Origin of the sequence: Aeromonas sp. 95A (assembly GCF_051919235.1) — a bacterium.
In the GTDB taxonomy this organism is placed as follows: Bacteria; Pseudomonadota; Gammaproteobacteria; order Enterobacterales; family Aeromonadaceae; genus Aeromonas; species Aeromonas veronii.
Window position 1 is genome coordinate 3,811,547 of the sequence record NZ_JBQBFC010000001.1, and the last position, 25,504, is coordinate 3,837,050.

The window sequence follows — 25,504 nt, forward strand, 5'->3', positions numbered from 1 at the left end:
ACTAACAGAAGCCTGTGCCACGACACAGGCCACGTAGAAGGACAAGCATGTTTACATTCCTGCTGAAACGGTTCTATCAGGCCGTGATAGTGATGTTCGTCATCAGCCTGGTCGCCTTCTCCATCCAGGATAACCTGGGTGACCCGTTGCGCGAGCTGGTGGGACAATCCGTCTCTGAAGCCCAGCGTCACGAGTTGCGCGAGAAGATGGGCCTCAACGATCCCTTCCTCATCAAATACAGCCGCTTTCTGAAAAATGCGGTGCATGGGGATTTGGGCACCTCCTATTTCTTCAAGCGACCCGCTCTCGAGGTGATCCTCGACAAGCTGGTGGCTACCCTTGAGCTGGTGTTTGCTGCCGCGCTCATCATCGTGGTGGTCTCCATTCCACTCGGTGTCTATTCGGCGATCCGCCCGCGTAGTATTCCCACCAAGATCATCATGGCGGGGAGCAGTATCGGTATCTCGATCCCGGTATTTTTGACCGCCATCATGCTGATGTACCTCTTCTCCATCCAGCTGGGCTGGTTGCCAGCCTATGGTCGCGGTGAGACCCGTAACCTGCTGGGCTGGGAGTCGGGCTTCTTTACCTGGGACGGCATCCTGCACCTGATCCTGCCCGCGGTGTCGCTCTCTTCCATCATGTTGCCGCTGTTTATCCGGCTGGTGCGCTCCGAGATGCTGGAGCAGCTCTCCTCCGAGTACGTCAAATTCGCCCGCGCCAAAGGGCTGGATAACAACAAGGTCTACTATCAGCACGCACTGAAGAACACCATGCTGCCGGTCATTACCGTCGGTGGGGTGCAGATCGGCACCATGGTGGCTTACACCATCCTGACCGAGAGCGTGTTCCAGTGGCCGGGCACCGGTTTCCTGTTCCTTGAGGCGATCCACCGGGTCGATACCCCGCTGATCACCGCCTACGTCATCTTCGTGGGACTGATCTTCGTGGTGACCAATACCCTGGTCGACCTGCTCTACGGGTTGATTAACCCGACCGTTAACCTGACTGCCAAGGGGTAAGCATGAGTAACGCTGTAACTGCAAGCCCAAGCCGTTGGGCACGATTCAAGAACTCTGACATCGTCTACTACTTCCTGCGGGACAAGGTAGCCATGTTCAGCTTTGCGGTGTTCGTGGTATTTGTGCTGGCGGCGCTGCTGGCGCCTTGGCTCGCCCCGCACAACGTCTATGACCAGACCAGTTTTGATCTGATGGATGCCGAGTTGCCCCCCTCCTGGCTCGAAGGCGGCGAGGAGCGTTTCTGGCTCGGTACCGACAACCAGGGGCGGGATATCTGGAGCACCATCCTCTATGGCGCCCGTATCTCCCTCACCATCGGCCTGTTTGCGGTGGCGCTGCAGCTGGTGCTCGGTATCGTCATCGGTCTGATTGCCGGTTATTTCGGTGGTCGTATCGACAACCTGCTGATGCGCTTTGCCGATGTGCAGCTGTCGTTCTCCACCATGATGGTGGCGATCATCATCTCCGCCATCTTTCAGGCAACCTTTGGCTCCGAGTTCTACTCGAAGTTCGCCATCATGATGCTGGTGGTGATCATCGGTATTGCAGAGTGGCCGCAGTACGCCCGTACTGTGCGCGCCTCTGTGCTGGCGGAGAAGAAGAAGGAGTATGTGGAGGCGGCCAAGGTGATGGGGTTCCGCGCCCCGCGCATCATGTTCCGCCACATTCTGCCCAACTGTTTGTCGCCCATTCTGGTGATCTCCACCGTGCAGGTGGCCAACGCCATCATGAGCGAGGCGGCGCTCTCCTTCCTCGGCCTGGGGATGCCGGTTGATCAGCCCTCGCTCGGTTCGCTTATCAGCGTCGGCTTCAACTACATCTTCTCCGGTTCCTGGTGGATCACCGCCTTCCCGGGAATCTGTCTGGTGGTGCTGGTGCTGGTCATCAATCTGCTGGGTGACTGGCTGCGGGATGTGTTTAACCCCAAGGTCTACAAAGGGTGAATAGAAAATCAGAGCGTTGGGAAGATTTCTGTGCAGACAAGCTCAGGTAATTTGAGCTTAACTGTGTCAAAAAGCTAAAGAAGAGGGAGGCGCAGTGCCTCCCTCTTCTTATTTGATGCCCGCTTGATGCGGGTTTTTTATCATCGCCGTGGCCGTGATCAGTGGTGATGGCCCTTGCCACCACAACCGCCGCCACCGCAGCAGCCGGCGTGACCATGGTCGTCACCGTGGTCGTGGCCATGATCGTGACCGTGGCCTGCACCGCCGCAGCAACCGCCGTGGCCGTGATCCTCATCGTGGTCGTGACCATGGCCGCCACAGCAGCCGCCGTGATCGTGGTCATGACCGTGATCGTGACCGCAACCACCGACACCGTGAACGTGGCCGTGAGCCAGCTCTTCGGCAGTGGCAGCACGCACATCCTTGATCTCGACCTTGAAGCCCAGGGTTACGCCAGCCAGCGGATGGTTGCCATCCACCTTGACGAACTCTTCGGACACTTCAACCACGGTCACCGGACGGTGGCCATCGTCGGTTTCAGCCACAAAAGTATCCCCTTCGGAGACTTCCATGCCGTCGAACAGCTCGCCCGGTACTTCTTGTACCAGTGTCTCGTCATATTCGCCGTAGGCCTGGCTCGGTACCAGAGTCACTTCGAAGGCTTCACCTACCGCGCGACCTTCCAGCTCGGCTTCCAGGCCTGAGACCAGGTAACGGGTGCCGTGCAGATAGACCAGCGGCTCTTTGCCGACAGTGCTGTCGATGACTTCACCGTGCTCGTCGGTGACTGTGTATTCCAGCGTAACCACGCTCAGAGGAGCTACTTTCATGTCAGGATCCTGCGGATAGAAAAAAACGGGCTCAGAATACCCTAAAAAGCGGGCCGCGCATATGCCGTGCGGCGCCACGGGGTGACGAAAAAAACGGCAGCAGCGTCAGCAAGGAGACCCGCATTCAACCCGCCGTTGCCTTATCAGGGGCGAAACACCCCGATCACCTCTTCCGCCTCGCGAGTCTGCTTGTCGACCTCGGCAGGCGTTTGTACCTGGGTATCGCCACAGGCGACGCAGGTCACCTTCTCGACTCCATGCTCCAGATACAGCATCATGTTGTCCAATTTACCGCACGCCGGGCAAACCGCACCGGCAATGAAGCGTTTTTTACGTCTGGTTTCCATATTTGTTACCTCCAGGCAGCATCATATCAGGGTTTTTACATGCATCACGCCATCGAGTATCACCATTTTTCCTGCCAGGGCCTGCACGCCGGCAACCGCAAACGGACCCCGGTCGGGCAGCTGTTGCGGATCACCCGGGGCGCTGCGCTGCTGAGACTGGGCCAACATGAGCTGTTGCTTCCGGCAGGCAGCAGCTTCTGGCTTTGTGCCGATGCCCTCGCGGCCTTCAGCCCCCTCAGCGGTTGCGATTTCGATCAGCTGAGCGTCTCTTTGCGCGTGGCTCAGCCGCAGCAGGCTGGCTGGCTGCAGGCCACGCCCCTGCTCGATGCCCTGCTCGACTCGCTGGCCCGGTGGCAACGTCCAAAAGAGTGGCAAGGGGCCTACGGTCAGCGACTGCAGGTGATCCTGGATGAGCTGCAACAGTGCGCCATCAGCCAGCAAGGTCACGGTGAGCTGCAAGCCTGCTGGCAAGCGCTGGCCAATGGCCAACCGGAGTCTCTGCAACTGTGGGCACAACAAGCCGATGCACCGGTGGAAGGGAGTGAATTGCAACAACAGTGGCAACTGCTGCAGGCGCTCAGATTGCTCAAGGGCGGCAGCAAACCCGCGCAGGTGGCCAGCAAGCTGGGTTATGCCGATGAGGCCGCATTGCAAGCGGCCTGCCAGCAGTGGGGCGTTGGCGAGGATGGAGATCAATAACCGGACGCCGGTGTGAGTGTGCCAACGAAATTGGCTGAATGAGTCCAGTTTTTTGCCAGATGGTCGTTAACAAGGAAGGGCCATTCCCCCCGTAATCCTTTATGCTAGAGGCCTGAAGTGACTGCCAACGTTTCGACCAACAGGACATCTGCCATGACGAGCAAAGCCAATCAATCCCAGGGCATGTTGCTGTTTCACCTTTCAGCCAAACAATCCTTTGCCATCGGTACCCTCAAGGTGAAGGAGATAGTGCCCTACACCCAGCTGACGGCAATGCCCCACTCGCACCCGACCGTGTTGGGGGCCGCCAATATGCGCGGCTCCACCATTCCGGTGATCGACATGGCGATGGCGGTGGGCTATCGCCCCATCAGCAAGGAGGAGATGCCCCACTGCTTCATCATCATTACCGATTGCCGCCGCACTCTGGTGGGTTTTCTGGTACGCGGTATCGACAAGATCACCGAGTGCAACTGGCGCGATATTGAATCGCCACCCGCCTCCCTCGGTCACAATGTGTTCGTAACCGGCGTGACCCGGGTCAATGACCAGCTGATCCAGCTGCTGGATGTGGAACTGATCCTCTCCCGGGTCTATCCGGACGATCCGAGCCACCTCTATCCGGTGCTGACCGATGTGCAGCGGGAGCGGATCAAGCCGATGCGGATCCTGCTGGTCGATGACTCCTCGGTCGCTCGCCGTCAGCTGATGGCCGCCCTCGACTACATCAATATCCCCTATGAAGTCTGCACCAATGGCAAGGATGCACTGACCCTGATGCAGACGCGGGCGAGCCAGAAGACCCCGATCGACATTCTGGTGAGCGATATCGAGATGCCCGGGCTCGATGGCTACGAGCTGGCCTTCGAGGTGCAGAGCGACAGCAAACTGGCGGGGGCCTACATCATCCTGCACACCTCCCTCTCCAGCGAGATCAGTGTGGAGCGGGCCCATCAGGTGGGTGCTCATGAGGCGCTGACCAAGTTCGAAGCCAATGAGCTGATCCAGGCCATGCTGCGCGGCGCCGAACATCACGATCGCCTGCTGAAATAAGCCAATGACTGGCGGGAGGAACACGCCTCCCGTCCTCCTTATCTTCGACCCAGACCGACTGACCCCATGCTGACCGAGAGCCACTTCCACGCCCCCTGGTGGGCACGCAATCCTCATCTGCAGACCATATTGCCCAAATGGCTGCGCCGCCCCCCTGCCCGTTTTGTGGCGGAGCGGTTTGAACTGCAGGATGGGGACTTTGTCGACCTCGCCTGGAGCGGGGAAGTCAGCCTTGATGAACGGCCGCTGATAGTGGTGTTTCACGGGCTGGAGGGAAGCATTCACTCCCACTACGCCAAGGGATTGTTCGCCCACCTGCAGCAAGAGGGCAGAGAGGCCGTGCTGATGCACTTTCGCGGTTGCAGTGGCGAACCCAATCGCCACCTGCAGGCCTATCACTCTGGCGCCATCGGTGATGCGCAGGAGCTGATTGCCGAGCTGAGTCAGCGCTTCCCGGGCAAACCGCTGATCGCCATCGGCTTTTCACTGGGTGGCAATATGTTGGTCAATCTGCTGGCGCGGGCCTGTCCTGCGGCATTGAAAGCGGCGGTGGTGGTCTCGGCCCCGCTGCAACTGGCGAGCTGCGCCGAGCGGGTCAATCAGGGCTTCTCGAAGGTCTATCAGAACTATCTGCTACGCACCATGCGCCGCAACCTGCTCAACAAGATCAGCCAGCAGCAGAAAGCGAGTGAACGCTGGCAACCTCGACAAGTGGAGCAGATTGCCACCCTGCGCGATTTTGACGAGCTGGTTACCGCGCCGCTGCACGGCTTTCACAGCGCCAACCACTACTACCAGAGCTGCTCGGGACTACCGCTGCTGGCTCAGATCCCCATCCCTACCCTTATCCTGCACGCCGCCGACGATCCCTTTATGTCACGCGCGGTCATTCCCCGGCCGGAGCAACTCTCGCCCACGGTGCGCTATGAGTTGAGCCAGTGCGGCGGCCATGTCGGCTTTCTGCACGGCACGCCCTGGCGGCCACGGTTTTGGCTGGATGAACGGATCAGTCGCTGGATTGCCGAACAGAGTCACTCTGCAACACAGAACTGATTGCGTCCCGACTCCTTGGCCCGATAGAGCGCCTGATCGGCCCGCTCCAGCAACTGGCTCGCCCCTTCGCCGGAGACATTGCTGGCAATCCCCTGACTCACCGTCACCCAGGGGGCAACATCGGACGCCAGATGCTCCAGCTGCAGGCTGGCCAAGCCATCTTGCAGCCGCTGCGCCACGCTGGCCGCCGCCTGACGGTCGGTATTGGGCAGCAGCAGCACAAACTCTTCCCCGCCATAGCGGGCCACCAGATCAGATGGCGTGCGTACCGCATGGTTGAGCGCTTGTGCCACCTCCTTGAGGCACATATCCCCCACCTGATGGCCATAGTGGTCGTTGAAGCGCTTGAAATAGTCCACATCGATCAGGATGAGCGATAGCGGAGCGCCGCTCTCCTGGCTATGGGCCAACGCGCGATCCAGCTCGATATTGAAATGCCGCCGGTTGGCGACACCGGTCAGAGGATCTTGCTTGGCGAGCTGATCAAGTTGGCGCAGCAGCATCAGATTTTCATGCTCTCGCATGATCGCCAACTCAAACCAGCGGTGCAGCATGCGACGGCCGACCTCCAGCGCAATCACGCCAAACAACACGCCAAGCAGGTAAATCTGGAGAAAATCGACGCGCAAAAAGAGCTCCAACCCCACACCCACCGTCATCGGGCCCAAGAGGTAGCCATACAACACCTTGCGATCGGGATAAAACGCGATGAGCGCGGCCAGCAGGTTGAGCCGCATGATCCCGTTGGCATAGCTGACCCCTCCCCGCAGTTCCACCTGACCAATCGTATAGATATGCAGCGTCCAGAGTCCGCCCCATAGCACCATCACCAGTGCAGCCATCCGTAACCAGAGGCGGTCCTGCATATGGTCACAAAACAGGCTGACAACAGGTAGCAGCAATAACACCACCATGACCAGGGCCAGCTCACTCTGAAAGCGCCAGGGTAAGCTGTCATCACTGGCGAGCCCGACCTGGCTGTAAACCTCGTAGCGTATCGAAAGAAACAATACCACCAGCCAGTTCAACAACCAGAACCACACCATGCCTCGGGCAATCGCCTCTCGACGTGCGCTGTCCAGATGCTCAGTCAGGGTTAACGGCGCGCTGCGCTGCGCTTCAGACAACATCTCTCAGACTCCGGTGAAAAGGTAAAAAGTGATTGCATTCGCGGGATTCAACACAACAATAGCCTGACGATCACCTCTTTTGCTGTGAGACCTTTAAATGATCATTCCCTGGCAAGAACTGGACGGCGACACCCTGACCAACCTGATCGAACACTTTGTGTTGCAGGAAGGAACCGAATATGGAGAGCAGGATGTACCGCTTGGCGTCAAAGTCGATGCAGTGAGAGAACAATTACAGCAAGGCAAAGCTGTCATCGTCTATAGCGAGCTGCACGAATCGGTGAATATCGTGATGAAAGACCGCTTCATCGAGCAGTCTTGACCCAACCGCAATCCGGACCTTATAACGGAATTCCCAAGGAAGAGAGAATCCCATGTCGGCCAAGCACCCCATTATTGCCGTTACCGGTTCGTCCGGTGCCGGCACCTCCACCTCCACCAACGCCTTTCGCTCCATGTTCCATCAACTGGGATATACCGCGGCTGTGGTGGAAGGTGACAGTTTTCACCGCTACACCCGACCGGAAATGGATGTAGCGATCCGCAAGGCGCGCGAACAGGGGCGTCATATCAGCTATTTTGGCCCTGAGGCCAATGACTTCGGACTGCTGGAGAGCTTTTTCCAAGGCTATGGGCAGGATGGCAATGGCCAGTATCGCCGCTACCTGCATAGCTTTGACGAGGCGGTGCCCTTCAACCAGATGCCCGGTACCTTCACCCCCTGGCAGCATCTGCCCAGCAATACCGATCTGCTGTTTTATGAAGGGCTGCACGGTGGTGTGGTCACCGAGGATCACAATGTGGCGCGCCACGTGGATTTTCTGATAGGCGTAGTGCCCATCGTCAACCTGGAGTGGATCCAAAAGCTCATTCGCGATACCTCGGAGCGAGGGCATTCCCGCGAGGCGGTGACCGGCTCCATCGTTCGCTCCATGGATGACTACATCAACTTCATCACCCCGCAGTTCTCGCGCACCCATATCAACTTCCAGCGAGTACCGACGGTGGATACCTCCAACCCCTTCAGCGCCAAGGTGATCCCGAGTCTGGACGAGAGTATGCTGGTGATCCGGTTTCGCGGCATCAAGCAGGTGGATTTCCCCTACCTGTTGTCGATGATCGACGGCTCATTCATGTCGCGGATGAACACCATAGTGGTGCCGGGTGGCAAGATGGGCTTTGCGATGGAGCTGATCCTGCGCCCGCTCATCCAGCAATTGATCGAAACCGGCAAAATAACCTGATTCAAAGGAGTTCACGATGCGGCTTGCTTATCTCTCTGTGGCACTGCTCGCCCTGCTTGGCGGTTGCAGCAGCGGGCCGGCGGCCCCCACGCTGGAGTCCGGGACCATGCTGGTTCGCCCGATGGGCAACTGGACCTATGGTACAACCCCGCGCTACGCCCTGGCCGAGCAGTATCAATTTGCCGGTGAGTTGGCGGAAGGGTGGCTGGAGCCAATGCAGCAGGCGGTAAGCCGGGAGCTCAATGGCAAGGGGTGGCAGAGTGCACCGCTCGACGAGGCGGATCTGTGGGTCGCCATCGGCGTCGCGGGCGGCAAGGATATGAGTGACGGCGAGATTTTCGCCCGTCTTGGCATGACGCCCGGGGTATATGCCTCGGCCAACCAGCGCAAAGGGTCGCTGGCCATCGTGCTGCTCGATCGCAAAACCCAGAAAGCGGTCTGGAGCAGCATCATCCAGCTGACCAGCGACGTGAGCATTGCAGATAGCCAGCGTCAGGCACTCAGCCAGCAGCTCGCGGCCGAGCTGCTCAATCGCGTCCCCACCAACTAACGCTTGTTTAGTGATAATGGATGGATAGAAAAACGGCTTGCCTCCCGGCAAGCCGTTTTTTTTGTGGTCTCAACCTCTTGACCCAATCCGGCCAAGGCCAGACTCGGGCACAAAGCCGCACACCTTCAGCTATCTGTGGTCACTTATTTGAGCGTACAGGTCAGCAGTGTGACCCCTTTCTGGGTGAGGAGGGCTTGTTTCTCCTGATTCCAGAAAGTGGTCAGGCCATCAGAATATTTGGCGCCAGACTCTGACTCCACACGCGCCAGCTTGTGATAAACCCCGGCATAGGGGAACTGCACCATGTCGGCCTGAGCATCATAGGTAACGGCCAGCATCTCTTCGCCACACTGGTATTGGCTGTATTGATACTGGGTAGGTTGCGGGCTGCTGCACGCCGCCAGGCCCAAAAGGGGAAGCAGAGCGATCAATTTTTTCATTGCACTTTCCTTATGTAATGGCTTTATGTCATGGCCTTGTGCAGTGGCCTTACGTAACGGCCTTATGCCAGGGTACCAACGAAACTATCGTTATCAAGCTTCAACAATTTGATAACTATGGGTAATTTGTACCGCTTTTTCCAACATCAGGGAAACAGAACAGTATTTTTCCATCGACAGATCGACCGCTCTGGCCACCTGTTTCTCTGCCAATCCCTTGCCTGTCACCACGAAGTGCAGATTAATCTTCTCGAAAACCCGGGGCACGCTATCGACCCGTTCGCCACTGACATCAACATGGCATGCGGTCACCGACTGGCGCGCTTTTTCGAGGATGGAGACCACATCAATGGAGCTGCAGCCACCGACCGCCAGCAGGATCATCTCCATCGGGCTGGCCCCCTCACCGGGGTTGGCACCATCCAGGATCACCTTGTGACCGGATTCACTCTCACCCACAAACTTCATCCCTTCCACCCAGCTGACCTTGGCTTTCATCTCGCACTCTCTCCTGTTAATCATGATGATGGATCCCTAGCATAACCCAGTCGCTTATCTCTGCCGAACAGGGGGAGTTGGGATGGAAATAGATCAAAATCAACATCTCCGACCTCTATCTTCCCTAGAATGGCCGAAGCGGCGCAGCAGGCATTACTCAAAGGGCTCTGTCAAAAGCCCGCAAAGCCTTGTCAGCACAGGCAAAGGCTCTTATCCTACTGCGACCAATACAAGGAATGGCAAGATTGGCAGCTTGCCCGGACGCACAAGTCCATAAAAAGACACTACAGAGGAATTCTCATGGTCATTGGCAAACCGCAAAGCGATCCCACCCTGGAATGGTTCTTGTCGCACTGCCACATTCATAAGTATCCCGCCAAGAGCACCCTGATCCATGCGGGTGAAAAAGCGGAGACCCTCTACTACATCGTCAAGGGCACTGTGGCCGTCTTGATCAAGGACGATGAGGGCAAAGAGATGATCCTCTCCTATCTGAACCAGGGCGATTTCCTGGGCGAGATGGGGATGTTCGAGGAGAACGAGAATCCCGAGCGCTCCGCTTGGGTTCGCGCGAAAGGCTCTTGCGAAGTGGCAGAGATCTCCTACAAGAAGTTCCGCCAGCTGATCCAGGTCAACCCGGACATTCTGATGCGTCTCTCTGGCCAGATGGCCAAGCGCCTGCAACACACCAGCCAGAAAGTGGGTAACCTCGCCTTCCTGGATGTGACCGGCCGGATCGCCCAGACCCTGCTCAACCTGGCCAAACAGCCGGATGCCATGACCCACCCGGATGGCATGCAGATCAAGATCACCCGTCAGGAGATCGGCCAGATCGTCGGCTGCTCTCGTGAAACCGTGGGCCGCATCCTGAAGATGCTGGAAGAGCAGGAGCTCATCTCTGCCCACGGCAAGACCATTGTGGTATTTGGCACTCGCTGATGACCCGTCCGCAGGCCTGACTGAGGCCTTGGGATAAAAAAGGCTGCTACGGCAGCCTTTTTTGATCCTCTCCCCTATAATCCCGAACGCCCTTCACTGTTCCGGCATTCGCCCAGAGAGTTACTATGCATCTTCAATGTCCCCGCTGCCGCAGTCCGCTCCATCTTCATGAAGCCTCTCAGGGGCGCTATTGCGACAACAAGCATCACTTCGATCCGGCACCGGAAGGTTATCTGGATCTCATCCCCGGCAAGAAAAACCCCAAAGACAGCGACAGCCGTGCCCTGATGCGCGCCAAGCACCATTTCCTGGAAGCCGGCCACCAACTGCCGCTGGTTGAGGCCATGGCCGGCCTGCTCGCTCCGCTGGCCCCACAAGAGCTGATCCATCTTGGGTGCGGTGAAGGCTACTACTGCCGCGCGCTGGCAGAGCGCCTGCCCGGCTGGCAGTTTGCTGGGGTTGATATCGCCAAGAACACCATCTTTGCCGCCAAAAAGGCGCAACCGGACGGCCAGTTTGTCATTGCCGATCCCGCCCGTGCGCCGCTGCAGCCGGGCTCGGCTCAGGTGCTGCTGGTCAACGATCTCAAGGTCAAGACCGAACAGCTGGTCAGCTGGCTGGCCCCCGGTGGCCATCTGCTCTATCTGCAACCGGGCCCGCGCCATCAGTGGCAACTGCGAGTCAGCCTCAATCCGGTGAGCATGGAACACCCCCTCAGCTGGCCAACCCTCGGCGGCCTCAATCCGGTGGCTCAACAGCGCTGCCAGTTCAGCCTCACCATGGATCAGGCCATGCGCAACTTTATTCTGGAGACCAGCCGTCTCGGCTGGCGGGCCACCGGTGAGCAGCGTCATGCTTTCGCTCAACAGGGCCCGGATAAGCTGGAACAGGATCTGCTGCTGACTCTGTGGCAAAAACCGCTCTGATCCCAGTGCGAGAGCAGGATGGCACTGCTCTCGCCGCCCCTTTGAACCGCAAAACGTGAGTTGGTTCACAACCTGGACCACTTATCCCCGCCAGCGTCTGCAGCACTTGGCCACAGATTAAAAAACCAACCCTATGAATTTATTGGATTAACAAAACAACAAAAGCATCAATAGCGATATTTTATTCTGACAATAACCAAAATTAACTACCGATTAATTCAGCTCCAATCAAGGTTTCGGCGCCAACCGTGTGGCTATCGGACTATTTCCGATTTCACAGTTCCGAATACAAATTCGGGCGTGTCTACACCAGAGGAATAACGCATATGAAGAAGTCTGCACTGACTATTGCCATCTCCAGCCTGCTGCTGGCGAGCGGCGCCCATGCTGCTACCGTTTACAACCAGAACGATACCAAGCTGGAGATCGGTGGCCGTGCACAAGGTGCTTACTACGGTACTGACAACAACGGTGCCGAAGGTGACCAGAGCTACTTCCGTCTACACGTTGCTGGCGAGACCAAGATTGCTCCCGAGATGAAGGCGTTCGGCTTTGCCGAGTACAACCTGCCGACCTCCGGTTCTGACAACGACGAGCTGCGTTATGCCTATGCCGGCATCAAGCACGACCGTTTCGGCGCCTTCAGCTATGGTCGTCAGGATGGCCTGTTCACCAAGGCCGTCAACAACTATACCGACGTCCTGCCTGAGTGGGGCGGTGACGGCCTGGGTAAAAATACCGAAGTATTCGGTACCGGCCGTACCAACGGTCTGGCCCAGTACATCTACACCTATCAGGGGCTGACCCTGGGTGCCCAGTTCACCGGTAACAATGATCCGCAGAACTCTGGTCGCACTGCGACTGATAAAGATTTCAGCGTTGACCACGATAAAGGCACTGTTATCGGTAATGACACAACCTGGAACAGCACTGGTTCCAAAGAAGGCTTCGCAGTATCTGCCAACTACGATTTCGATATGGGCCTGAGCCTGGGTGCTGCCTATAACCAGGCTGGCAAGACCGACGAGCAAGCTCGCTATGCCGCCTTCGGTGGCGACAAGGATGCCAAGCTGATGGGCTTCGGTGCCAAATATGCAACTGGCGACCTCTACCTGGCTGCAACCTACTCCCACGGTGAAGACCACCTGTTCGTCAACAACGGTTACGCCGAGAAGATGGATGGCTACGAAGCCGTTGCCCAGTACGCCATCGGCAAGTTCAAGCCTTCTCTGGCCTACCTGCGCACTGACGTGAAAGACTCCGCTCACGGTATCGATGATACCTACACCGAGTACGTATCTATCGGTGCATGGTACAACTTCACCGAGAACTTCAACGCCTACGTTGATTACAAGCTGAACCTGCTGGACTCCGTAGATGGCAAGTCCACCAACTCTCTGGGCAAGAACACCGACGACGTAGTCGCGGTTGCCCTGCAGTACAACTTCTAAGTAATTGGAAGTCAGTTATACCCTGTGATACCAATGTCTACTGTTTGAATGACTTCCGGCCGCTCTGCGGCCGGTTTTTTTATTGCGCCTTTTCAGCACCTTGCATATAACTATCGAGCGGATTGATGGCAATATCCGCATCGTTGACAGGGAGTGACAAGGAGATATTCACGGATGAGACAAGCGCGCGGGAACATAGACTGGCAACGCGGGTGGCTGTTTTTGCCACTGCTGTTGATATCGCTCATCTGGAGCAGCACGGCAGATGCCAGCTGGGATCAGAGCCTCTATCGTCAACTGGGTCTGGCCGGCAAACTGGATAAACAGACCTTTCGTCAGGCACTCAACAGTTATCAAACCGTGCGCCACAAACGCAAACCCATTCTCACCATCATCGATTACAGCAAGCCATCCACCCAGCGCAGACTGTTTGTCATCGATATGAAACGCCACAAGCTGCTTTATCACACCTGGGTCAGCCATGGCCGCAACTCAGGTGAACTGGCCGCAAAACACTTTTCCAACCAGCTCAACTCCCGCCAAAGTTCCCTCGGCGTCTATCGCACCGCAGAAACCTATCTGGGCAAGCATGGCTACTCCCTGCGGCTGGACGGGCTCAGCCCCGGCAAGAACAGCAATGCCCGCAAGCGTGCCATCGTGGTACATGGCGCCGCCTATGCCAGCCCGACCCATCTGCGCAAATATGACAAGCTGGGCCGCAGCTGGGGTTGCCCCGCCCTGCCCAAAGAGCAGGCCAGAGCCATCATAGATACCATCAAGGGGGGGAGTGTCATCTACGCTCACGGCTAGCGGGCACAACACCAGAAAACGCAAGGCCAGCAATCGCTGGCCTTGTTTGTTACGCTTTTCACACTAAACGTGGCGCGTTATTGGCGCACCACCAGTACCGGGCAGGGTGCATGACGCACCACAGACTCGGCGACACTGCCTACCAGCAGATGGCTGATACCGGAGCGGCCGTGGCTGCCCATCACGATCAGCTCAACCTCATCCTCCTTGGCCTGAATGACAATCTCATCGGCGGCGCGGCCAAAGCGAATATCAAAGGTGGCCGGGATCGGCAGGGTGGCAACCAGCTCTTTGAGCTGGGTTCTGGCCTGACGCTCCATCTCGTGAGTGATCTCGATGGCCGTCATATGAAGGATCTTGTAACTGTCAAAACCGTGCAGTTGATCAACCACGTGGATCAGCTTGAGCTGGGCCTGATGGCTCTGTGCCATAAAAACGGCATAGTCGAGTACCGCGCGAGACATTTGGGAAAAATCGACTGGACAGAGCAGAGTCTTGATCGATGGCATAATGCAGTCTCCTCTACTGATTGGGGTGCTATTGAATCTTTACTCGATCATAACGATCCGACCGCAAATAACCCTCGACCCGGTCGCAAAATGGAGATGCGAGATGTTTTCTCCGCCCGCCGCGATCAATGCATGGTATAAATCAGGTGATAAATGCTCTCCTCACCCCTGCGAGGATAATGCTGACCATGCTGCGCATCGGTCTGACCTGACTATATTCATTCAGCAAAAAAGAAACCCGCCATGGGCGGGTGGAAGGATTGCAACACTAACCAGGAGGAGGTGTTACCAAGTAGACCCCACCTCTTCGGTAATAGTTCAATTTTATTGAAGTTTTTTCGTTTTCTTTGCGGGGTTTCCATCGGGATCTGCGGGGGCGGATGGGTTATCATTCTGCTCCCGTCATCCGGTTGCAGAGGATCTATGCCCGCGTTTTCCTGGTTAGCGCTCTTTTTCGGCGCCTTCTATTTTGTCTACGGTGCTTACTTGCCGTTCTGGTCGCTCTGGCTGGAGGGGGTGGGCGTCAGCGCCGAGATGATAGGTCTGCTGCTGGGGGCGGGGATGGCGATCCGCTTTGCCGGCAACCTGATGGTGATGGGGCAGATCAAGGGGGCGGGCCATCTGCTGCCGGTTACCCGGTTGCTCTCCCTGCTCAGTCTGCTGGCGTTTCTCGGCTTCTATCTCAGTCATAACCTCTGGTGGCTGGTGGGCTTGACCCTGCTGGCGAACTTTATCTATCCGACCCTGATGCCGGTGGGGGAGGCGCTGGCGACCCGCATGGTGGTGCAGGCGCACCTCGATTACGGCAAGGTGCGGCTGTGCGGCTCCTTTGCCTTTATCGTCGCTTCTACCCTGGTGGGGGCGCTGGTGGGCAACTTCGGTAGTGACTGGATTTTGCACACCATGGTGGCGGGGCTGGTGCTGATGCTGCTGCTCAGCTGGCTGCCGCTTTATCCGGCGCCACAGGATAGTCAGGGCGAGCGGGCCAAGGCGTCCTTGCTGGCAACCCTGCGCAGCGCGTCGGTGCGCCGCTTCCTGTTGCTGACAGCGCTGCTGCAGGGGAGCCATGCCGCTTATTACGGTTTCAGCGCCATCTACTGGAAGGCGCAAGGGTATAGCGGCACCATCATCGGCTATCTCTGGGCGATCGGGGTGGTGGCCGAGATCTGCATGTTTGCCGCCGACAAGCGTTTCTTGCAGCGCTTTGGCGCCCAGAGTCTCTTTATCGCCGGTGCTATCGGTTGTGTGGTGCGTTGGGTATTGCTCGGGGCCTCGACTGAACTGTGGGTACTGGTGCTGGGGCAGCTGCTCCACTCGGTGACGTTTGGCATGAGTCATCTCGGGGCGGTGCGTTTTATGACTCGCCAGCTGCCCGCCGAGCAGTTGATCCCGACCCAGGCGCTCTATGCGGCCCTTGGCCTCGGCATGACGGTGGCGGCCCTGATGGCACTTTGCGGCGTGCTGTTCGAGCCTCTCGGCGGCGGCATCTTCTTCCTGATGGTGCTGGTGGTCTTGCCGGTCTTCTTCCTGCGGCTGCGCCCCTTTGCGCCGTCTGCGCAGGAGAGTGCTCCAGCCTGATATTTGTCTATTTGAATCGTCACCTAACAAAAGGGAGAGCCACGGCTCTCCCTTTTTCGTTACTGCGGTTTGTGGCGCTACTGCTGCTCGCCAAGATAGAGGCGGCTGAGGCGGCGCCAGGTATCCGAGCCGATGGTGCCTGCAAGCAGCTCATTGGATGCAGCATCAAAGCGGCCATCCGGCAGCCAGCCCAGTTGGGGCAGCAGTTGCGCCAGCGTCACGTCATTGTGTTGCAGCTCCCGCTCCAGCGCTTCCCAGAAGGCGCTCCCCTTGACGTAAAAGAGCGGGTAGTAGGAGCGATCGCCCGCCAGCACCTCGCGAGCTGCCCGATAGAGGCCGCTCTCGCTATGGGGTAGCAGTTTGCCCCGCTCGGCCAGCTCGTTGACCGCCGTGACCTGATGCAGCCGAAAGCGGCGCAACGCCTTGATGGCGAGGTACTCGGCGAGGCTCTCGTTGACCCAGGTGGGTTGTGGAGCCGCGCGGCGAGCGCTGAGGATATGCACCGCCTCGTGGGCCGAGGTGCGCAGCAGGCGCAAGGGGGCCTGTGGCGTCGGCTTGCCAGCCTCGGTGGGGTAGTTGGCGACAAACACCTGATCCCCGGCGGCTCCGCCAAGGGAGTGGGTCGCCACATCTCGCCCCAGCCACACCAGTTGCCACGGGTGAGTGGGTGGATCCACATCGAGCTGGAAGGCCAGATAGTCGATGATCTCATTCAGTTGCTGTTGCAGTGCTGGCAGAACGAGCTGATTGGCGGTCTCGTCATGGCTCAGCACCAGCCGCGGATCCGGCTTGGTGACGGGCACAGTGTCCAGACCAAATGGCAGGATCAGCGGCGGCCGGTTGACATCCGGCAGCCGTTGGCAGCTGCCATCCGGCAGACATACCTTTCCTTGGCGGCTCCCCATCTGGCGCACAAAGTTACCCCACTCGGTCAATAGCCACTGGTTGGGAGCAAACAGCAGCGACTGTTGGGCCGAGGCATCCGCACCCTCTGTCGGAGCCGGTGTGAGTGTGATCTGCCAGCCGATCTCCTTGCAGGAGAAGGGCTGGTTGAGGGCAACCGGCTGGTTGTCTGCAAGGCAGACCAGCGCGGGGGACACCGGCGCGGCACTGCCCGGTAACTGACGAGCGGGGAGCAGGGTAAAGGGAGGTTTGCCCTGCATGGTGAGGCGCACTTGCAGCACATTGGCGTTGGCGCCCTGCTCGATAAGATAGCGGGGGCCGCTCGCGTCATTGCCAGCGCAGGCCCACAGCGGCAGCAGCCACAGGGCAAACAGGGTGATATGACGACTCATAAGGGGGTTAGCGCTCCTGCTCGTAGCCCAGCAGATCGCCGGGCTGGCATTTGAGTTCACGGCAGATGGCCTCCAGAGTGGAGAAGCGCACCGCCTTGGCGTGGCCATTCTTGAGGATCGAGAGGTTGGCCTCGGTGATGTCGATGCGCTGGGCCAGCTCGCGGGCGGTCATTTTGCGCTCGGCCAGCAGGGCATCGAGGCGGATGATAATGGGCATATGTTCCTCACACCGTCAGTTGCTGTTCATCGGCCAGCAGTTTGGCCTCGCGCATGACCAGTGCCAGCGCCAGTACGATCAGTCCCGCCAGCAGTACCCGGAAATCTGAGGTACTCAGCGCTATGGTACCGAGTACTTCCGGGCCTCTCATGGTGAGCACCGTATCCAGCAAGGGGGTCAGGATCAATTCGACCAGGAAGGTTGCACAGAGCAGCAGTCCGATCTGCCGGTAGCGGCGGATCTGCTCGAAGGTGAAGAGCAGACCGGCGCGGTAGCCACGAAACAGCTGACGCAGTTGCCAGAGCATCATCATAAAGACCAGATCCGGCAACAGCTGCACCAGGGTGCCGAGCAGCCGGGTGGAGAAGTGAAGGGGATAGTCGGCAGGATTGATGCCGGGGCGGCTCAAGATGGTGTTGAGCTTCTCCTGCAGAAAATCGGCGCCACCGAAGGGGGTCCACACCTCCAGCAAGGTGATCAAAGGGGTCGCCAGCAGTGCCAGCAGCAGCAGCCATTCGATCAGCATGCTCGAGCGTTCGAGTTTGTTGGAGATCATCTCATTCCTCACTGTGATGGTTTTATCTGAAAGGTAAAGTTTATCGTTTATCAATATTTACATCGGCAATGTTTATTGTTTTGCGATATACAGTCAAGATAAAACTTATTGAAAAACGATAATTTCAATCTCTCCGAAGGGGATGACTTTTGGCTGCAGCCTCTCTAGACTGGCGAGGCTGTATACAAAAACTCAACATGGACAAGGAGTTATCGATGCACCAGGGATGGCTGCTGATCGGATTGTCGCTCACCTATCTGGGGCTGCTGTTTCTGATCGCCTTCGTGGCAGACAAGCACAAACGGCACCGTCTCAAGGGGCAACCGCTGCTCTACAGTCTGTCGCTGGCTGTCTACTGCACCTCCTGGACCTTCTTCGGCACCGTGGGGCAGGCGAGTGAATCCCCCTGGTCGCCGGTGCCCATCTACCTTGGCCCCATGCTGGTCTTCCTGTTTGGCTGGCGGCTGCTGGCCCGCCTTATTCTGGTGGCCAAGCGCGAGCACATCACCTCCATCGCCGACTTTATCGCCGCCCGCTACGGCAAATCCCAGCGGCTCGCCATGGTGATCGCCCTTATCGCCATCATGGGGATCCTCCCCTATCTGGTGTTGCAGCTTAAAGCCATCGTCACCGGGCTGGATCTGCTGATGGTCAACAGCGGCGGCATCAGCCCGACCAGCAATACCAGCGAGTTGGCGCTCGGGGTTACTTTGCTGCTGGCGCTGTTCAGCATCCTGTTCGGTACCCGCCATCTCGATGCCACCGAGCACCACAGGGGGATGGTGGTGGCCATCGCTTTCGAGTCGGTGGTCAAGTTGCTGGCCTTTATCGCGGTGGGGGGCTTCGCCCTCTGGCTGATCCTGAGCAAACCGGGCGAGGCTCACGAGCAGGTGACCCGCGACTTCTTTGCGCAGGTGGTGGCGGTGAGCCCCGGCAACCTGCTGGAGCTTGCCATCTACACGGTGCTGGCGATGTGCGCCGTCATCTGCCTGCCGCGCCAGTTTCATGTGACTGTGGTGGAGAACAATCAGGGGCAGGATTTGCACTGGGCGCGCTGGATCTTCCCGCTCTACCTGTTCGTGATGGGGCTCTTTATCTGGCCGCTGGCGCTGGCGGGCAAGCAGTGGGTGGGTGCCGATATGGCCTCCGACACCTATGTGATCAGTCTGCCGATGGCCCTCGGTTTCGATGGCATGGCGATGCTGGCGTTTCTCGGCGGCACCTCGGCGGCCACCGGCATGGTGATCGTCTGCACCATCGCGCTGGCGATCATGGTGAGCAACGATCTGGTGCTGCCGGTGCTGCTGCGCCGCTTCTGGCGGCAGGGGCGCGACGAGCGGCTGGTACGGCTGCTGTTGCAGGTGCGCCGTGGCGCCATTCTGCTGATCTTGCTGGCGGCCTGGGGGCTTTACCTCTGGCTCGGCGATCTCACCAGCTTGTCGCGCATCGGCTATCTCTCCTTTGGCGCGGTGGCCCAGTTTGCGCCGGCCCTGCTGCTCGGCCTCTACTGGCGTCATGGCAATCGCAAGGGGGTCTATCTTGGGTTGAGCCTCGGGGTGAGCCTCTGGTTCGTGACCTTACTGGTGGAGAGCGGACTGCTGGCCGGTTCACCGCTGGCTGAACTGCTGGCGCCGCCGGACTGGCCCGCATTTCGCGAGCTGAGTCTCGGAGCCTGGTGCATCTTCCTGAGCCTGCTATTCAACCTGCTCGGTTATGTGGCGGGCTCGCTGCTGTCGCGCCCTGCGGTGAGCGAGCGGCTGCAGGCCGCCAACTTTGTCGGCAAGCCGAGCCGCGATACCGCCGCCCTCTATCAGGCGCGGGTCTCGGTCAAGGAGCTGGAGATGCTGGCAGCCCGCTTTGTCGGTTCAAGCCGGGTCAAACGCGCCTTTGGTCGTTTCGCCGGTGAGCGGGGCGGCACCCTTGCTCCGCAGATGCAGGCCTCGGCCGAGCTGATTGCCCACACCGAGCGGCTGCTGGCCGGGGTGTTTGGGACCTCCTCGGCGCGGTTGGTGCTCGCCTCTGCCCTGCAGGGGCGCAACATGCAGCTCGAGGAGATCGCCACCATAGTCGATGAGGCCTCCGACGTGTTTCGCTTCAACCGAGGCTTGTTGCAGGGGGCGATCGAGCATATCGGACAGGGGATCTCGGTGGTGGACAGGGAGCTTCGGCTGGTGGCCTGGAACCGCCGCTACATCGAGCTGTTCCACTATCCGCCGGGGCTTATTCAGGCAGGGCGCCCCATTGAAGAGATCATCCGCTACAACGCCCAGCAGGGGCTCTGTGGCCCCGGCGATATCGAGGATCACGTGGCACGGCGGGTCGCCTTTATGAAGCGGGGCAGCGCCCATATCTCGGCGCGGGAGCGCCCGGATGGGCGGGTGATCGAGATGCAGGGCAACCCCATGCCCGCCGGTGGTTTTGTCATGACCTTTACCGACATTACCCCGTTTCGCGATGCGGAGCGGGTGCTGCGCGAAGCGAACGAACATCTGGAGGCACGGGTGGCCGAGCGCACCCGTGAGCTCTCCGAACTCAACCGTCAACTGCTGCTGGTGAACCAGCAGGTGGAGCGGGCCAATCAATCCAAGAGCCGTTTTCTGGCGGCGGTCAGCCACGATCTGACCCAGCCCCTTAATGCCGCCAAGCTGTTTACCTCCTCCCTGCTGGAGATGTTGCCCGATGCTGGCGAGCAGGCCCGCATTGCCCGCCATATCGATGATGCGCTGGGGGCGACCGAGGATCTCATCACCGATCTGCTCGATATCTCGCGGCTCGAAGCAGGCAAGTTCAAGGCCAAGAAACTCGACTTTGCCCTGCGCGATCTGTTCGACAACCTCAAGGCGGAGTTTGGCGTGCTGGCGCAGGCGGGGGGGATCCACTTCTCGGTGGTGGAGTGCAAGCACGCGGTACACAGCGATGTGCGGCTGTTGCGCCGGGTGCTGCAGAACTTCCTCACCAATGCGTTTCGCTACAACCCGGGGGGCCGGGTGCTGCTCGGTTGCCGCCGGATGGGGGAGAAGATCCGCATCGAGGTGTGGGATAACGGCCCCGGCATCCCGCAGGACAAGCAGGAGGCTATTTTTGACGAGTTCTCCCGCCTCGATCACTCCCGCACCGCCAAGGAGCAGGGGCTGGGTCTGGGGCTCGCCATCGCCCGCGGCATCTCGCAGGTGCTCGGTCATCAGCTCACATTGCAGAGCTGGCCGGGCAAGGGGTCGGTCTTTGCGGTGACCCTCAATCTGGCGACCCGGCCGGTCACGGCCCATCAGCTGGCGGCGCCGGTGGTGCGTGATAGCCAGCTGGAAGGTGTAGCCGTGCTCTGTATCGACAACGAGCGGGACATTCTGACCGCCATGAGCACCCTGCTCGGCCGTTGGGGCTGCGAGGTGCGCTGCGCCGTCGATCTGGCCGAAGCCGAGGCGCTGGTGGCAGACGGGTTTGTGCCGAGATTGGTGCTCTCAGACTACCACCTCGACGATGGCAAGACCGGGTTGGAGGCGCTCGCTGCCTTGCAGCGGGTGTGTGGCGACGAGCTGGGAGGCATCATCATCAGCGCTGATCGCAAGAGCGAGCTGCAGACGCAGATCCGCGAGCGGGGGTATGGCTACATCAGCAAACCGGTCAAACCACTCAAACTGCGGGCCCTGATGAACAGCCTGCTGCTGCGCTAGCCGCAGCCGGGGCTGCTAGCCGTGAACCTGCTCACAAAACCGCGCAATGATCCTGTGGACCCTGGTCATGGATGAATGCCGAAAACAGAGATTTATTGGCGAAGATCTCTTCATCTTCCTGCGTAATGGCTGCCAGTTAGTGCATTGGCTTGCCACTGTCGGTGAACGCCGACAGTGGCAGATCGGATTGGCTCACTCTATAGTCGGGATGCGATTTTTTGCATCGCAAATGAAGTAACCGAAGGGCAAACCGATCGCAAGATCGGGACGCAAAGCTTCCGGTCCAGGGATGAGCCGTACTTGAGATAGCGGGGCCACCACAGGTTGTTGTGCACCTTTGCCAAGAGGCCGCACTGCCGTCTGCGTTACCTGTCAGGGCGTAACCCTTTTCGTTGCCAACATAACGAAATAGGGAAATATAAAAAATGCTAAGTCCAAAGCCTACCATGCTGGCCCTCGCGGTCGGTCTGTGCTGCGCCTCGTCCGCTTATGCTGCGGCGCCCGGCAAGCCGACCATCGGATGGGGCCCCACCAAGTTTTCCATCGTTGAAGTCGATCAGGCGGCCACTGCCTACAACAATCTGGTCAGGGTAAAGGATGCCGCCGATGTGGAGGTGAACTGGAACCTCTGGAGCGGTGATCTGGGCCAGAGTGCCAAGGTGCTGCTCAATGGTCAGGAGGTGTGGTCCGGCCCCTCGGCCGCGGCGGGCAGCGCCAAATTCAAGGTGAAGAAAGGGGGGCGCTACCAGATGCAGGTGGCGCTGTGCAACGCCGATGGCTGTACCCTCTCTGATGCCAAGGAGATCGTGGTCGCCGATACCGACGGCAGCCATCTGGCGCCACTCAAGGCGCCGCTGCAGGAGAACAACAAGCCCTACGCCAACAAGTCCGGCAAGGTGGTGGGGACTTACTATGTGGAGTGGGGGGTCTATGGCCGCAAGTTTACGGTCGACAAGATCCCGGCCCAGAACCTGACCCATATCCTCTATGGCTTCACCCCCATCTGCGGCGGGGATGGCCTCAACGACAGCCTCAAGGAGATCGAAGGGAGCTTCCAGGCGCTGCAACGGGCGTGTGCCGGCCGGGCCGACTTCAAGGTGGCGATGCACGATCCCTGGGCCGCCATCCAGATGCCGCAAGGCAACCTCACTGCTCATGACGAGCCCTACAAGGGCAACTTTGGCGCTCTGATGGCGCTCAAGCAGGCCTATCCGAACCTCAAGATCCTCCCCTCGGTCGGCGGCTGGACCCTCTCCGACCCCTTCTACTTCCTCGGTGACAAAACCAAGCGTGACGTGTTTGTCGGCTCGGTGAAAGAGTTCCTGCAGACCTGGAAGTTCTTCGACGGTGTGGATATCGACTGGGAGTACCCGGGCGGACAGGGCGCCAACCCGAAACTGGGCAGCCCGAGCGATGGTGCCACCTATGTGGCCCTGATGAAGGAGCTGCGAGCCATGCTCGACGAGCTGGAGGCCGAGACCGGTCGCCAGTATGAGCTCACCTCGGCCATCGGGGCGGGGGGCGACAAGATCCAGGATGTGGACTACAAGGCGGCCCAGCCCTACATGGATCACATCTTCATGATGACCTACGACTACAACGGCGCATGGAGCAACACCGAGCTGGGTCACCAGACCAACCTCTATGCGGCGAGCTGGGATCCCGATACCAAGTACACCACCGACAAGGCGGTCAATCAGCTACTGGCGCAGGGGGTTGAACCGGGCAAGCTGGTGGTCGGTGCCGCCATGTATGGCCGTGGCTGGACCGGGGTGAGCGGTTATCAGGGCAACAACCCCTTCACCGGCAAGGCGACTGGCAAGGTGAAAGGCACCTGGGAGGACGGGGTGGTGGATTACCGCGACATCGTCAACAACCGGATGGGGGCGGGCTGGGAGAAGGGCTATGACGAGGTGGCCGAGGCGCCCTATCTGTTCAAGGCGGCGACCGGCGATCTCATCACCTATGACAACGATCGCTCGGTCAAGGCCAAGGGGCAGTATGTGCTGGCCAACAAGCTCGGTGGCCTCTTCTCCTGGGAGATCGATGCCGACAACGGTGACATCCTCAACGCCATGCACGAGGGGCTGGGCCACGGCGAGGGAACGACTCCACCAGCCAACAAGCCGCCGCTGGCCAACGCGGGCAGTGACCTCAAGGTGACCGGCCCGACCGAGGTGACGCTGGATGGGTCGGCCTCACACGATCCGGAAAACCGCGCGCTCAGCTACAGCTGGAAGCAGATCTCCGGCCCGCAGGCTGCCCTGCTCGATGCCACTCAGGCCAAGGCCCGGGTTGTACTCGATGCCGTGTCCGCCGACATCAATCTGGTGTTCGAGCTGACGGTGACCGATGACCAGCAGTTGAGTGCCAAGGATCAGGTGGTGGTAACCAACAAGGCGCCGCAAGCCAATCTGGCACCGGTGGTGAGTGTAACTGCCACGGCCTCTGTGGAAGCGGGCAAGCAGGTGACCATCAAGGCGACCGCCTCTGATCCGAACGGTGATCCGTTGACCTATCAGTGGAGCGTGCCGGCAGGCATCACCGCAACGGGCCAGAACAGCGCCACCCTGGTGGTGACTGGCCCGAGCGTCACCAGCGACACCGGCTATGACCTCAGCGTCACCGTCTCCGACGGCGGGCTGGATGCCAGCGCGGCAACCCGTCTGACGGTCAAACCGGCCAGCAGTGGCGGTGGTTGCACGGCGACCGATCCGGATGCGGCCAACTGGCCAGTCTGGAAAGCGGCCAGCACCTATAACAGCGGCGACAAGGTGAGCCACAACCAGCTGGTATGGCAGGCCAAGTACTGGACCCAGGGCAACGAGCCTAGCCGCACTGCGGATCAGTGGCTGCTGGTGAGTAAGGTGCAATTGGGTTGGGATGCCAATGTGGCCTACAACGGTGGCGAGCTCACCACCCATAACGGCCGTCAGTGGAAGGCGCAGTACTGGACCAAGGGTAATGAGCCCGGCAAACACGACGTCTGGCAGGATGTGGGGGCCGCCAGCTGTAAATAAGCATTGAATGGTGGCAGGGCATGCCGGTCATGCCCCATTTTTTCTCCCCGCTTCGCCACATTCTGGCGGGTCTGCCAACCGGTTTCCCCCAGCTTCTCTCGTGTCCCTGCAAAGTGCTCACTCCTGCCTAGTGATTAATGCTCTCCCCGATAGCTGGTATCTGTGCCGCACGCTGCTTTTTGCCAGCCATTGAGGCTGTTGATAAGCCAGATCATCCCGGCCAGTGGCAAGGCATAAATCGTCAAACGAACAAATTTGTCGTATCTGGATAACCGGGTGCGTGAGGGCAGTTCGTTGGGCATGAAGACACCTGCTGGCCATGCAAAGCGGCGATTATAAATTCATTAGTTGCGATACAGATGGGTCTTTTGTCGCATATTGTTCTTACTCATTGATTTTTCTCAATTTGGTGTGATGCAGATCAAAAAAATGGTGTGAGGTATCTGGTTGGAGGTGATGAGATTATCTCTGCATATCCGGCTGTTTTTTAAACATTAATTTCTTGAAAGTCGGTAATTGTCGGGGTTGGTAACTGGTGGGCTGGCAATGGTCCGATTTGCTTACTTATCAGAATTACCCTACAGTCAATCGGCGATTATTTATCGCCAGAAATAACGTTGTGACAAGGGCAAACCGATTGAAAAGTCGGGACGCAAAGCTTCCGGTCTAAGGGTCAAGACGACCTAGGATAGCGGGGCCACCACAGTAGAATGCAGGCTGCC

The 25,504-nt window shown here is 58.9% G+C and carries 25 protein-coding genes and 2 riboswitches; of the genes, 15 read left to right on the forward strand and 10 right to left on the reverse strand.

Going from position 1 to position 25,504, the window contains the following annotated elements; all coding sequences use genetic code 11:
• Positions 1-47 precede the first annotated feature (47 nt).
• Together ACTG2U_RS17450 and ACTG2U_RS17455 are read left to right on the forward strand one after the other, a co-directional pair.
• Positions 48-1,022: an ABC transporter permease gene (locus ACTG2U_RS17450; protein ID WP_005349514.1), complete on the forward strand. Its 975-nt coding sequence runs from the start codon at positions 48-50 to the stop codon at positions 1,020-1,022.
• Positions 1,023-1,024: 2 nt separating this feature from the next.
• Positions 1,025-1,966 carry an ABC transporter permease gene (locus tag ACTG2U_RS17455; protein ID WP_144714272.1) on the forward strand — a complete coding sequence of 314 codons (942 nt, stop codon included), beginning with the start codon at positions 1,025-1,027 and terminating at the stop codon, positions 1,964-1,966.
• A gap of 158 nt (positions 1,967-2,124) precedes the next feature.
• Here the strand turns inward: ACTG2U_RS17455 and slyD are convergent, their stop codons facing one another.
• Positions 2,125-2,796, reverse strand: a complete 672-nt coding sequence (gene slyD, locus ACTG2U_RS17460; RefSeq protein ID WP_429012755.1) for a peptidylprolyl isomerase — start codon at positions 2,794-2,796, stop codon at positions 2,125-2,127.
• A 143-nt stretch (positions 2,797-2,939) separates the two neighbouring features.
• Positions 2,940-3,143 (reverse strand): YheV family putative zinc ribbon protein, encoded by a 204-nt coding sequence (locus ACTG2U_RS17465; RefSeq protein WP_005335287.1) that lies wholly within the window; start codon positions 3,141-3,143, stop codon positions 2,940-2,942.
• A 39-nt stretch (positions 3,144-3,182) separates the two neighbouring features.
• Here ACTG2U_RS17465 and ACTG2U_RS17470 point away from each other — a divergent pair, with 39 nt between their 5' ends.
• From ACTG2U_RS17470 to ACTG2U_RS17480, 3 genes are all read left to right on the forward strand, one after another.
• A complete protein-coding gene (locus ACTG2U_RS17470) occupies positions 3,183-3,842 on the forward strand; it encodes a hypothetical protein (RefSeq protein WP_439974846.1) in 660 nt (219 codons plus the stop codon).
• Positions 3,843-3,995: 153 nt separating this feature from the next.
• Complete coding sequence (locus tag ACTG2U_RS17475; protein ID WP_005335289.1) at positions 3,996-4,895, forward strand: chemotaxis protein; 900 nt, start codon at positions 3,996-3,998, stop codon at positions 4,893-4,895.
• Between the two features lie 66 nt (positions 4,896-4,961).
• On the forward strand, positions 4,962-5,948 hold the full coding sequence (locus ACTG2U_RS17480) for a hydrolase (protein WP_439974847.1): 987 nt from the start codon (positions 4,962-4,964) through the stop codon (positions 5,946-5,948).
• On the opposite strand, the gene ACTG2U_RS17485 is transcribed toward ACTG2U_RS17480, so the two are convergent.
• Complete coding sequence (locus ACTG2U_RS17485) at positions 5,927-7,078, reverse strand: GGDEF domain-containing protein (RefSeq protein WP_439974848.1); 1,152 nt, start codon at positions 7,076-7,078, stop codon at positions 5,927-5,929. The two genes, ACTG2U_RS17480 and ACTG2U_RS17485, sit on opposite strands and share 22 nt — an antisense overlap.
• Before the next feature lie 97 nt (positions 7,079-7,175).
• Between ACTG2U_RS17485 and ACTG2U_RS17490 the strand changes: the two genes are divergently transcribed.
• Genes ACTG2U_RS17490 through ACTG2U_RS17500 form a run of 3 tightly spaced genes read left to right on the forward strand, consistent with a single transcriptional unit; the run spans position 7,176 to position 8,872 of the window.
• Positions 7,176-7,400 carry a YheU family protein gene (locus ACTG2U_RS17490; protein WP_005335298.1) on the forward strand — a complete coding sequence of 75 codons (225 nt, stop codon included), beginning with the start codon at positions 7,176-7,178 and terminating at the stop codon, positions 7,398-7,400.
• A 52-nt stretch (positions 7,401-7,452) separates the two neighbouring features.
• Entirely contained in the window at positions 7,453-8,322 is an 870-nt protein-coding gene (locus tag ACTG2U_RS17495; RefSeq protein ID WP_439974849.1) for a phosphoribulokinase, read from the forward strand.
• Between the two features lie 16 nt (positions 8,323-8,338).
• Entirely contained in the window at positions 8,339-8,872 is a 534-nt protein-coding gene (locus ACTG2U_RS17500) for a DUF4136 domain-containing protein (RefSeq protein WP_206877845.1), read from the forward strand.
• A gap of 143 nt (positions 8,873-9,015) precedes the next feature.
• Here the strand turns inward: ACTG2U_RS17500 and ACTG2U_RS17505 are convergent, their stop codons facing one another.
• Both ACTG2U_RS17505 and ACTG2U_RS17510 read right to left on the reverse strand, forming a co-directional pair.
• Positions 9,016-9,312 (reverse strand): MliC family protein, encoded by a 297-nt coding sequence (locus tag ACTG2U_RS17505; protein ID WP_005348285.1) that lies wholly within the window; start codon positions 9,310-9,312, stop codon positions 9,016-9,018.
• 93 nt (positions 9,313-9,405) lie between these two features.
• A complete protein-coding gene (locus ACTG2U_RS17510; protein ID WP_005362569.1) occupies positions 9,406-9,810 on the reverse strand; it encodes an OsmC family protein in 405 nt (134 codons plus the stop codon).
• A gap of 300 nt (positions 9,811-10,110) precedes the next feature.
• Between ACTG2U_RS17510 and crp the strand changes: the two genes are divergently transcribed.
• From crp to ACTG2U_RS17530, 4 genes are all read left to right on the forward strand, one after another.
• Positions 10,111-10,749, forward strand: a complete 639-nt coding sequence (gene crp / locus ACTG2U_RS17515) for a cAMP-activated global transcriptional regulator CRP (RefSeq protein WP_005335304.1) — start codon at positions 10,111-10,113, stop codon at positions 10,747-10,749.
• Between the two features lie 125 nt (positions 10,750-10,874).
• On the forward strand, positions 10,875-11,675 hold the full coding sequence (locus tag ACTG2U_RS17520; RefSeq protein WP_439974850.1) for a putative RNA methyltransferase: 801 nt from the start codon (positions 10,875-10,877) through the stop codon (positions 11,673-11,675).
• A 326-nt stretch (positions 11,676-12,001) separates the two neighbouring features.
• Positions 12,002-13,126 carry a porin gene (locus ACTG2U_RS17525; protein ID WP_439974851.1) on the forward strand — a complete coding sequence of 375 codons (1,125 nt, stop codon included), beginning with the start codon at positions 12,002-12,004 and terminating at the stop codon, positions 13,124-13,126.
• Between the two features lie 174 nt (positions 13,127-13,300).
• Positions 13,301-13,936 carry a murein L,D-transpeptidase catalytic domain family protein gene (locus ACTG2U_RS17530; RefSeq protein ID WP_108539805.1) on the forward strand — a complete coding sequence of 212 codons (636 nt, stop codon included), beginning with the start codon at positions 13,301-13,303 and terminating at the stop codon, positions 13,934-13,936.
• A 77-nt stretch (positions 13,937-14,013) separates the two neighbouring features.
• Here the strand turns inward: ACTG2U_RS17530 and ACTG2U_RS17535 are convergent, their stop codons facing one another.
• A complete protein-coding gene (locus tag ACTG2U_RS17535; protein WP_005335309.1) occupies positions 14,014-14,445 on the reverse strand; it encodes a universal stress protein in 432 nt (143 codons plus the stop codon).
• A 423-nt stretch (positions 14,446-14,868) separates the two neighbouring features.
• Between ACTG2U_RS17535 and ACTG2U_RS17540 the strand changes: the two genes are divergently transcribed.
• The gene (locus tag ACTG2U_RS17540) at positions 14,869-16,023 is read left to right on the forward strand and encodes a 3-phenylpropionate MFS transporter (RefSeq protein WP_421285373.1); all 1,155 of its coding nucleotides are present in this window, start codon (positions 14,869-14,871) and stop codon (positions 16,021-16,023) included.
• Between the two features lie 77 nt (positions 16,024-16,100).
• Here ACTG2U_RS17540 and ACTG2U_RS17545 read toward each other — a convergent pair whose 3' ends face one another.
• From ACTG2U_RS17545 to ACTG2U_RS17555, 3 genes are read right to left on the reverse strand one after another with little or no spacing between them, the layout of a single operon-like run.
• The gene (locus tag ACTG2U_RS17545) at positions 16,101-17,318 is read right to left on the reverse strand and encodes a hypothetical protein (RefSeq protein WP_439974852.1); all 1,218 of its coding nucleotides are present in this window, start codon (positions 17,316-17,318) and stop codon (positions 16,101-16,103) included.
• 7 nt (positions 17,319-17,325) lie between these two features.
• Entirely contained in the window at positions 17,326-17,535 is a 210-nt protein-coding gene (locus ACTG2U_RS17550) for a helix-turn-helix domain-containing protein (RefSeq protein WP_005335250.1), read from the reverse strand.
• Positions 17,536-17,542: 7 nt separating this feature from the next.
• The gene (locus ACTG2U_RS17555) at positions 17,543-18,091 is read right to left on the reverse strand and encodes a DUF2975 domain-containing protein (protein ID WP_076495674.1); all 549 of its coding nucleotides are present in this window, start codon (positions 18,089-18,091) and stop codon (positions 17,543-17,545) included.
• A 215-nt stretch (positions 18,092-18,306) separates the two neighbouring features.
• On the opposite strand from ACTG2U_RS17555, the gene ACTG2U_RS17560 reads away from it, so the two are divergent.
• Together ACTG2U_RS17560 and ACTG2U_RS17565 are read left to right on the forward strand one after the other, a co-directional pair.
• A complete protein-coding gene (locus tag ACTG2U_RS17560) occupies positions 18,307-21,762 on the forward strand; it encodes a hybrid sensor histidine kinase/response regulator (protein WP_439974853.1) in 3,456 nt (1,151 codons plus the stop codon).
• A 234-nt stretch (positions 21,763-21,996) separates the two neighbouring features.
• A riboswitch (cyclic di-GMP riboswitch) is annotated at positions 21,997-22,084 on the forward strand.
• Positions 22,085-22,187: 103 nt separating this feature from the next.
• Positions 22,188-24,782, forward strand: coding sequence for a glycosyl hydrolase family 18 protein (locus tag ACTG2U_RS17565; protein ID WP_439974854.1), 2,595 nt, complete (start codon positions 22,188-22,190; stop codon positions 24,780-24,782).
• A 134-nt stretch (positions 24,783-24,916) separates the two neighbouring features.
• Here the strand turns inward: ACTG2U_RS17565 and ACTG2U_RS17570 are convergent, their stop codons facing one another.
• On the reverse strand, positions 24,917-25,084 hold the full coding sequence (locus ACTG2U_RS17570) for a hypothetical protein (protein ID WP_439974855.1): 168 nt from the start codon (positions 25,082-25,084) through the stop codon (positions 24,917-24,919).
• A gap of 315 nt (positions 25,085-25,399) precedes the next feature.
• A riboswitch (cyclic di-GMP riboswitch) is annotated at positions 25,400-25,487 on the forward strand.
• Positions 25,488-25,504 lie beyond the last annotated feature (17 nt).

Bases quoted from the DNA above. Each gene is read 5' to 3' on its own strand.
- ACTG2U_RS17450 (WP_005349514.1), top strand. From the start codon at position 48: ATGTTTACATTCCTGCTGAAACGGTTCTATCAGGCCGTGATAGTGATG.
- ACTG2U_RS17455 (WP_144714272.1), top strand. From the start codon at position 1,025: ATGAGTAACGCTGTAACTGCAAGCCCAAGCCGTTGGGCACGATTCAAG.
- slyD (WP_429012755.1), bottom strand. From the start codon at position 2,796: ATGAAAGTAGCTCCTCTGAGCGTGGTTACGCTGGAATACACAGTCACC.
- ACTG2U_RS17465 (WP_005335287.1), bottom strand. From the start codon at position 3,143: ATGGAAACCAGACGTAAAAAACGCTTCATTGCCGGTGCGGTTTGCCCG.
- ACTG2U_RS17470 (WP_439974846.1), top strand. From the start codon at position 3,183: ATGCATCACGCCATCGAGTATCACCATTTTTCCTGCCAGGGCCTGCAC.
- ACTG2U_RS17475 (WP_005335289.1), top strand. From the start codon at position 3,996: ATGACGAGCAAAGCCAATCAATCCCAGGGCATGTTGCTGTTTCACCTT.
- ACTG2U_RS17480 (WP_439974847.1), top strand. From the start codon at position 4,962: ATGCTGACCGAGAGCCACTTCCACGCCCCCTGGTGGGCACGCAATCCT.
- ACTG2U_RS17485 (WP_439974848.1), bottom strand. From the start codon at position 7,078: ATGTTGTCTGAAGCGCAGCGCAGCGCGCCGTTAACCCTGACTGAGCAT.
- ACTG2U_RS17490 (WP_005335298.1), top strand. From the start codon at position 7,176: ATGATCATTCCCTGGCAAGAACTGGACGGCGACACCCTGACCAACCTG.
- ACTG2U_RS17495 (WP_439974849.1), top strand. From the start codon at position 7,453: ATGTCGGCCAAGCACCCCATTATTGCCGTTACCGGTTCGTCCGGTGCC.
- ACTG2U_RS17500 (WP_206877845.1), top strand. From the start codon at position 8,339: ATGCGGCTTGCTTATCTCTCTGTGGCACTGCTCGCCCTGCTTGGCGGT.
- ACTG2U_RS17505 (WP_005348285.1), bottom strand. From the start codon at position 9,312: ATGAAAAAATTGATCGCTCTGCTTCCCCTTTTGGGCCTGGCGGCGTGC.
- ACTG2U_RS17510 (WP_005362569.1), bottom strand. From the start codon at position 9,810: ATGAAAGCCAAGGTCAGCTGGGTGGAAGGGATGAAGTTTGTGGGTGAG.
- crp (WP_005335304.1), top strand. From the start codon at position 10,111: ATGGTCATTGGCAAACCGCAAAGCGATCCCACCCTGGAATGGTTCTTG.
- ACTG2U_RS17520 (WP_439974850.1), top strand. From the start codon at position 10,875: ATGCATCTTCAATGTCCCCGCTGCCGCAGTCCGCTCCATCTTCATGAA.
- ACTG2U_RS17525 (WP_439974851.1), top strand. From the start codon at position 12,002: ATGAAGAAGTCTGCACTGACTATTGCCATCTCCAGCCTGCTGCTGGCG.
- ACTG2U_RS17530 (WP_108539805.1), top strand. From the start codon at position 13,301: ATGAGACAAGCGCGCGGGAACATAGACTGGCAACGCGGGTGGCTGTTT.
- ACTG2U_RS17535 (WP_005335309.1), bottom strand. From the start codon at position 14,445: ATGCCATCGATCAAGACTCTGCTCTGTCCAGTCGATTTTTCCCAAATG.
- ACTG2U_RS17540 (WP_421285373.1), top strand. From the start codon at position 14,869: ATGCCCGCGTTTTCCTGGTTAGCGCTCTTTTTCGGCGCCTTCTATTTT.
- ACTG2U_RS17545 (WP_439974852.1), bottom strand. From the start codon at position 17,318: ATGAGTCGTCATATCACCCTGTTTGCCCTGTGGCTGCTGCCGCTGTGG.
- ACTG2U_RS17550 (WP_005335250.1), bottom strand. From the start codon at position 17,535: ATGCCCATTATCATCCGCCTCGATGCCCTGCTGGCCGAGCGCAAAATG.
- ACTG2U_RS17555 (WP_076495674.1), bottom strand. From the start codon at position 18,091: ATGATCTCCAACAAACTCGAACGCTCGAGCATGCTGATCGAATGGCTG.
- ACTG2U_RS17560 (WP_439974853.1), top strand. From the start codon at position 18,307: ATGCACCAGGGATGGCTGCTGATCGGATTGTCGCTCACCTATCTGGGG.
- ACTG2U_RS17565 (WP_439974854.1), top strand. From the start codon at position 22,188: ATGCTAAGTCCAAAGCCTACCATGCTGGCCCTCGCGGTCGGTCTGTGC.
- ACTG2U_RS17570 (WP_439974855.1), bottom strand. From the start codon at position 25,084: ATGCCCAACGAACTGCCCTCACGCACCCGGTTATCCAGATACGACAAA.